General features: G+C 47.8%; 4 protein-coding genes and 1 pseudogene. All 5 read right to left on the reverse strand.

What is annotated here, in order from left to right:
• Window positions 1-231: 231 nt before the first annotated feature.
• On the reverse strand, window positions 232-2,736 hold the full coding sequence (locus CXF86_RS19735) for a host specificity factor TipJ family phage tail protein (protein WP_102039857.1): 2,505 nt from the start codon (window positions 2,734-2,736) through the stop codon (window positions 232-234).
• Window positions 2,733-3,140 carry a hypothetical protein gene (locus CXF86_RS19740; RefSeq protein WP_102039858.1) on the reverse strand — a complete coding sequence of 136 codons (408 nt, stop codon included), beginning with the start codon at window positions 3,138-3,140 and terminating at the stop codon, window positions 2,733-2,735. Before CXF86_RS19740 ends, CXF86_RS19735 begins: the two co-directional genes overlap by 4 nt.
• A complete protein-coding gene (locus tag CXF86_RS19745) occupies window positions 3,140-6,151 on the reverse strand; it encodes a DUF1833 family protein (RefSeq protein WP_102039859.1) in 3,012 nt (1,003 codons plus the stop codon). Before CXF86_RS19745 ends, CXF86_RS19740 begins: the two co-directional genes overlap by 1 nt.
• Window positions 6,151-6,522 carry a hypothetical protein gene (locus CXF86_RS19750; RefSeq protein ID WP_102039860.1) on the reverse strand — a complete coding sequence of 124 codons (372 nt, stop codon included), beginning with the start codon at window positions 6,520-6,522 and terminating at the stop codon, window positions 6,151-6,153. The genes CXF86_RS19745 and CXF86_RS19750 overlap by 1 nt, the downstream gene beginning before the upstream one ends.
• Window positions 6,515-7,526 (reverse strand): annotated as a pseudogene (locus CXF86_RS19755) (hypothetical protein); the annotation flags it as partial. The gene CXF86_RS19750 and the pseudogene CXF86_RS19755, both read right to left, overlap by 8 nt.

Here is a 7,526-nt window from a genome sequence, read left to right on the forward strand (position 1 = left end):
GGCCTTAAAGTCGGATTCGTAACAGTTGGCTCGGTTCCGCTTCGCTCCACATTTTAGCCAACTATTAGTCACCGCTTAAGGCGGCGTTACCCAATACTTTCCCTAATGCCAAAAGTCATTCCCAGAGCTTTAGCACTAGCTCATTTCTGTCCATTTTCGAGTCAGCGAGTCTGCGCTGACTCACTTATGTCCAGAAACGTGCTAGGGCAATAGCTCTTGAACTGTGAACACTCATGCTATAGGTGGTTCATTATCATCATCTGCATATACCCGCTCATCATAACCAGATGCCACTAATGAGACCTTTTCCGTCCCTGCGGGTTGCATGGTATTTATCAACGCTTTCGTCTCAATATTATCGAGTGTACCAAATCGATATAACACGTCATCCTGACTGCCTTGGGAGATGGGGAAAGGCGGTAAACTAGACAGTACAAACGCCCTATCTGAGCCCCCTTGATACACCTCAACCGGCCCCCAAGGGGAGCCATTCGGTGCTCTTAATATCGTGTAGTGTTTCTCGCCTGGTATCCATTCGATAATCCCCGACAGTAAGGCGACATTATCGTGACTATCAAAATTCACAATACGCCCCTGAAAGTCATCCTCATCTGCAATGCCTACGCACGACAGGCGTTCACAGTTAAAGCCATCCAGCTCAGTATCAAACAGATACGTTATGCGCCGATACTTATACTCTCTGCGTTTGCGCATGCCATAGCGCCATGCTTCTCGCCTCTCCGTTATCCCGAATGCACGTACCTTTTTAGGCTTAGTGCCTAAGTCGCCAGCTAATGAACACAATACCGTTGATGACTTCCAGGTCTTACTGTCCATGTACTCCACTTCAACACTATCAAACTCATCATCGATAACAAGCTCTTCACGCACTCTAAGTGGCGACATCATGTTATCCGGCTGAAACATTTGCTCAACCACCCGATTAGCGTCATCCCTAACAGGCCTTAACTTGCCCCACTCAATACTCGGCATCGCAAACCCTACATCTAAAATACGTTTTGCAGCATCAATAAAGGTCAGCTGGTTATCAAATACTCCATCAAAGTATTGCCGACGAGATGCACAAATATCATTGAGATACTGCAACCGAGAATGGTCTAAATCGGTGAGATAATCTAAGTTTGATGTGCTGAACAGGTGCACCAGCGCGTTAACGGGGTTTCGGGTTTTATCAGTCGAAAAGCTACCATCAGGCTGCATGGTCGGTATCACTCGCGTACCAATGCCACTCACTTGCGTCGATGCTGCGGCCGACAAGGCAGAAGAGGCTTTTATCTTCATCAGCAAACAGGTGTCATGTGGATAGTTCAAAGGGGATGGCACTTCTGAACGTAGCCCCACCCACATCAAATCATCGTGCGCCTTTAAATCATCAAGCTTACTGGTCACCAGCGACAGCCTGACCTCGGCACGTATTTCGACCTGCATATCAATACGCTGACTAAATCCCAGTTGGTCAAGCGTCTTATCGGTATGCGTAAACGTCGTGGCTTGCCAGGGATCACCGCTACTAATCACACGCCATTCAACTCGAAAGGTCACGGTTAAATTATCGATGGAGCCTTGATCGTTAAGCATCCCCAACCCTCGGGGAAATTTATAATCAATCCATATGTAACGAGCAGATTTACCACTCTTGCTGGCAGCAAACGGCCCTGATTTTTTGCCATTGACCGAACCCGTTAAATTCACTTGAGAGAAAGCAATTAAACCGCTGACCACAAACCCTGTCCAAGTTGGATCATCGATGCCGTCAGAATCCAACTTGTTCAACACAAGTTCTCGGCGATTATCATTGACCGAGACAATACTGTAAAAGCCATTATCAATCGTGCTGCCTGCTATTTCGATGTTCGAGCCACTGGTAAATGTTACCGGCCATTGTTGTGATATTTCACGCTCGATAGGCTCAAGGCCCCCTATCAACTCCCGTTTAATCAGTCGTAAACTGTTCGTTGAAACAGGCTTTAAAAACTTATTAAAACTCGATGCCACCCCAATCACTAACCCCGCCACTTCAATCTCCACCTCACCATTGGCCACTTCAGGGGCCGTATACATGATTTGATGCGCAGGATGAGAGGTTAAATCAGCACCTGGTGGGGCAATTAAATACTGACAATCGATACCTAAACGATCCGCTTCGGTTTCTGCGATGTAAAGCAGCTTATCATTGGGGTAATTGAGTCTATCGGGATGATCGAAATCAATATTCCCACCGCCCACACACATCAATAACAGTAACCATTGCTCATTATCTTCAAAAGTTTTATAAGGAGGCGCGATTAAATCGGGGATCACCTTATGCCGTCCCAATAACTCAGGTACCGCACCATTGATCCTGACTCGATTACCTTGAGAGTTGATATCATAAATTGAGGAGCCTTTCGGCGTAGTGCTATTGTACGTGTCGGGGATATTGTTCATGGTGTAGATTGCGGTACCGACCGCAAGCACTGCCACCACCGCATAAAAAATAGTAATAGGCTCTTTAGGCTCTATCACCACCTCCACCATATCGCCATCAGCCAATCGACACGCTGGCCAATCCTCAAATAAAATAGGCTTATCGTTAACCAATACAAGAAATTGATCACGTTCAAGTGATGAGCAATAGTACTCTAACGTGCTTAATAGCGAGTTTGATTGCTCAATCCCATAAGATGAAAATACGCTTCTATCTAACTTATTGGGGTACACGATTAACGATATCATTGCCAAAATTCCAGTTGCTGATGTTGATGTAAAAACAACGGGATAGGCGTCATCAAGCCGCCCGTCTTCTCGCCAGTGTGAAGCACAACCAATTGTTTGTTTTCACTCACCTCAACCACAATCCCAAGGTGTACACAAACACCATTGTGTAAGCAGGCCACCAAGCACCCATCACAGGCCGTGTCGATGCTGGTTAGTTTTGAATTCTCAACGCGATACGCTTTGGTGAGTTGCCGCTTATTGGCCGCTAAGATGGTGTCAAACATAGACAGTTCTGAGTATTGATAATGTGCCTGAGCCACATGCCGCGCCAAGCCATAACAGTCCCAGCCATTGAGATCTCGTCCACCATCCACATAGGGCACGCTGCGGTAACGAACTAAGGTGCTATAGGGAATGGGCATTACAGATAATCCAAACCAGCATAGTCCGCTGCGGTATAGGTTCTCGGGGGCCACTTTTTGTTGATAAACTCAATTTTCCAGCCGCACACTAGCGTGATCACCCCCTCTTTTTTCTCATAACTTTTAGCGGTTAATCGTAGCTCAGGAGCAGCTGGGCCGGATTGATAGCCAGAGCTGGTGTACAAACGCAATACCACTTCAATTTTGTCGCCAGCTTCTTTAATGACTCTTAAACTTCGCGAGACGTCACCATTAATATTGGGCACTGCAATATTGAGCGTACTGTTGCCTTCACCCACTTTCGGGAATTGGATCTCAATACCCGCCGCGTGATATTCAATCAGATGGCCTTGGTGATCTTTGGCCGTCAGTGCATCAAAGCCGCGCACCAAGTACACTTTCCCAGGCGGATGACCTTCAACATTGAGAGTCGGACTGTTGATTTCGACCGTGTAATAAATGAGTTCCCCCATTGGCGCACTGGCATACACTTGAGCTAATTGATTGGCCACCGTCAGCCCGTTTAACTCCCTGAAAAAATCTTTCGGATAAGATTCCCCCTGATCTTGATAAATAGCACCCGTCGTCGACTCTGGGATATATTCAAAACGGCGAATTTTCATGTACTGCGAACGCCAAGGGGCACCTCTTCCTGCCCAGTGAGTATTGGCGGAGGGAAACCACATCCCTAGCCATAATCGCTGCGGCATAAAAGGAACGTGACTCTCCACCCGCTTAACCAGCACATCATCAATGAAAAACTCAACATAGGGTGCGCCATCATCAAGCATCCATTTGATACCAAATTTATGGTATTCATCATCGGTCACATTAACCCCATGATTGACCCATTCATCGGTATATTCTGACCAGTAATCAGGATCGTTAACGGCGCTGTAATTAGGATCATAAGTAGGGACATCATTATTGACCACATCCCAATTTCTCAACTCACCATGCCAGGTGTTAAATCGGCCATTGGTGTAGCTCACCACCTCGGTATCCGGATCGGTTTTTAATGCAGTAGGTAATTCAATATCAATCTCATGGTTTCTCACCAGATAAAAACCCGCTTCTTCCGTCCCTGATTGATGCAGGCCATCCTCAACCATGCTGTCAAACAAGGGATGTCCTGCATAACCTTCTTCATAATGGAACAACCAAAATGCGCTGCAAACGCCTGACCGCGGTGGAAGCTTCGCTTCAATATTGAATTCACCAGGGCCGAAATAACTGCGTGACACCAGACACCCGCCCACCCGCGTTTTACGCTCGATACTCTCTCCCAACTTACTCACGCCATAAACGGGCCCAGTATAATCATCCCCATTAGCGGTAATAATCACTTCACCGTCACTCGTATTAAGTGACACATTTTGTTGTACTACCCCACCATTTTCGCCGCCCCAAGCTTTATGACCCGCCATCCATCTGGCAAGCACCATATTGTGATCGGTAAACTCTTCGATTAAGTGATCATTGGGATTGCTGAGCACTGCCAATGACGTCACGGTAAACGGCAAAGCAGGTGACTCGCCACCCAGCGCCAATACTGTCAGGTGATATGGCCCTGGTAACACTCTTGGCACTGTTAGCTCGATGCTGTCACTACGGGCTTTAAGCACCACAGCGCTATGCTCTGTCACCATTCCCGTCACTAAATTTTTCATCTTGACGATCTGATGTAACACAGGCCTGATGGCATAGGGGGTTTCGCCTTCCGGCAGTGGGCTATTGCGCGCACAAAAATCGCGAATATAACCATCAAAATAGGTCATGCCATGGAGGAAAGTAGACGTACTGGGTGCATTAACATTGGGTGGTGGGGCAAGCCAGCTGTTCGGTGACGTTCGCACAGTGACATGGCCACTTGGCGAGGTACCCACCGCAAAGAGCACATCCCCTTCAATGCTGCCGTTTGCAAAGGGTTTACCGATACTCACACCATTAATAAAGTACTCAAGCGCGCCATTATCACTGTCATAAATGATCCCACAACTGCCTCCGACAGGAAATGCGGATCCCCAAACTGTGCCTCCGCCAATCTGTTTGGCAAACTTGTGCCCATTGTTCGAGCCCACCGCCCAACCAGTCACGCCGATAGCCACATCAAGTGTACTGCCCACAGGCGCGACGCCCAGATAGGCCGCTGAAGAATCATGGTAAGAGAACTCCATATACCAACGTCCAGTATTGGGGCTGATGACATCATAAAGATGCGCAGAGCGATAGCCACCACTCGGTTTACTGATCGAGAGTCCATCAACAGAAATAGTAAACTCACTATGGGTATAGGCCGTTTTGAAAAAAGCGGGCACTGTGGCAAGTTCAGACACTTCCCCTTGCCCAAGGTAAATGGCCTTTTTTTCATCAGGTCTAAAATCATTGACGGCTTGCTGCTGGGTGTCACTAAAGCCTGCTAATGTTTGCACCGTTAAATAAATGTTCCTGCTCACCCGCTTCATCTCGATGCCAAACCAGGTGCCAGCAGGGACACTGGAGACATCAACCTCTACCACTGAGGATTGCAGCCCGTGACGAAAGCGTAGACGGTCGCCATCAATTGGATTGGGCACATAGAGTAAACTCACCCCATATTGCCCCGTGCCAATCCCCATGATAGCGATTGGCGATGTGGGAAGAATGGGGAAATAACATTTCAAATACAGGTAATAATCTTGGTCACCCTTAACGCCGACAAGACCTTGAAGATCTAACGCCCCACTGCCAAACACCGCAGTCCGTAATGACGTCTGTTTTGATGCCATAAACTTAACAGCGGCGACCCCATCGACACCCGAGATCTTGGGCACCACATCACTGGGCTTAAGCGCAGCATAGTTGTTAAAGACGTCCGAAATACTGTATTTCAATTGATAAAATGCGTAACGTCGATCCGTCGGAATATAAGCCACCGACAAAAACGCCCCGGAGATCTTAAAGTCAGATTGATCTGGCGTACCGGAATACAAATTTGAATAATTGATTGTCGGCGTGGGAAATAAAGCCATTAAGTGATCTCCTTGGTTCGGTCACGCACTTCCAGTACCCCGGTGAATGTCCAATAACGGCCATCAGACTTGACCTTGTCAGTCGGGTTTACAATAAAGCGGCCACTTAACTTGACTACCCCCTTGACCAATCGCAGTGGATACACATTAAATTCTCCTCGGCTTGCATTCATTTCTATCCAATTTTCAAATTCGATGGCCATAAGGCGAGGCATGTAAAATGACACACTAAATTGCGTCGGCGTACTGGCATACAAGGCTCTGGGTCGCTGATAACCAGACACCATTTTGCTCATACGAATACGGGGCGCTCTCACCAATGCATAATCAGAGGCCAGTGGCGGCGGGAAATGGGAAGGATAATCAGCCATTGCGCTGTAGCCCGTAGCTTTGCTCAAGCACTTGCGCACTCTCGGCGCGTTCTAGAATATTGGCCACCCAGATATTAATCACGTCCTGACCATTGAGCCCTTTGCTTTGCTCAACGCTGCCCGCCTTACTCGCGTCCTCAATCAACTTAACCATGACTTGTACTCCTGATCCCTTTGCCCCCTGATCTCCGCCAGCTGATGTACTTAAGGCATTCATAAGGGTTTGTTGTTGCTTGCGGGTATACACGGTCTCACCTCCATCGAGAAGATAGGTACCTTCACGAGGGATAGTACCGCCTCCATGGAATTTACCGATGATGGTCGGTAGCAAGGCCATGGCCGCTATCATTGCTGCCATACCGACCACCGCACTACTACCAAAACTGGCTATTGATGAGGTTGCTGCAGCTGGAGCCATCGAGGCGGTGATCGACGCCCCCGTCGTCGCTGCAGTGGTGGTCGCGGTCGCCGAAGTACTGGCCATGATCCCTTTATCGATAACCGCCATCGCCAACTTCTTTGTCCCTAACTCCACCAAACCTGAAATCACACTTTTAATCGCTCCCTTAGTGATCCCCTTCATCGCATCACCAAAGTTTTCCGACTCAAAAAGTGCGTCAGCAGTGGCAGCGCCAATACCAGCGGCAAACCGATCAAACGTCTCTGACCACATCGCATCAAACTGGGTTGATACACCGTTATTGATCTCACTCATTGCACTGGCATGACGTTGCTGCTCAGCCTCAATCAACATATTTATTTGATTACGCTTTAGGGCCTCAGATTCTGGTGTTACTTGAAGTTCATTAGTTAAAACCCCCATATTTTCATCATGAGTTTGAGACTCTGAATAACGGGGATCTAAACTGCCCCGAAGGTTATCAAACTCACTTGGGGTCTCAGAGGGGAGTGCATACTCTTCCTTAAGTGCACTGAGCAGGGCTTTACGTTTTTCTAAGGGCACATTGGCTTGTTCAAAATAGGCTTTTAACAACCGCTCCTTC

This window comes from Shewanella sp. GutCb (genome assembly GCF_002836135.1).
Taxonomy (GTDB): domain Bacteria; phylum Pseudomonadota; class Gammaproteobacteria; order Enterobacterales; family Shewanellaceae; genus Shewanella.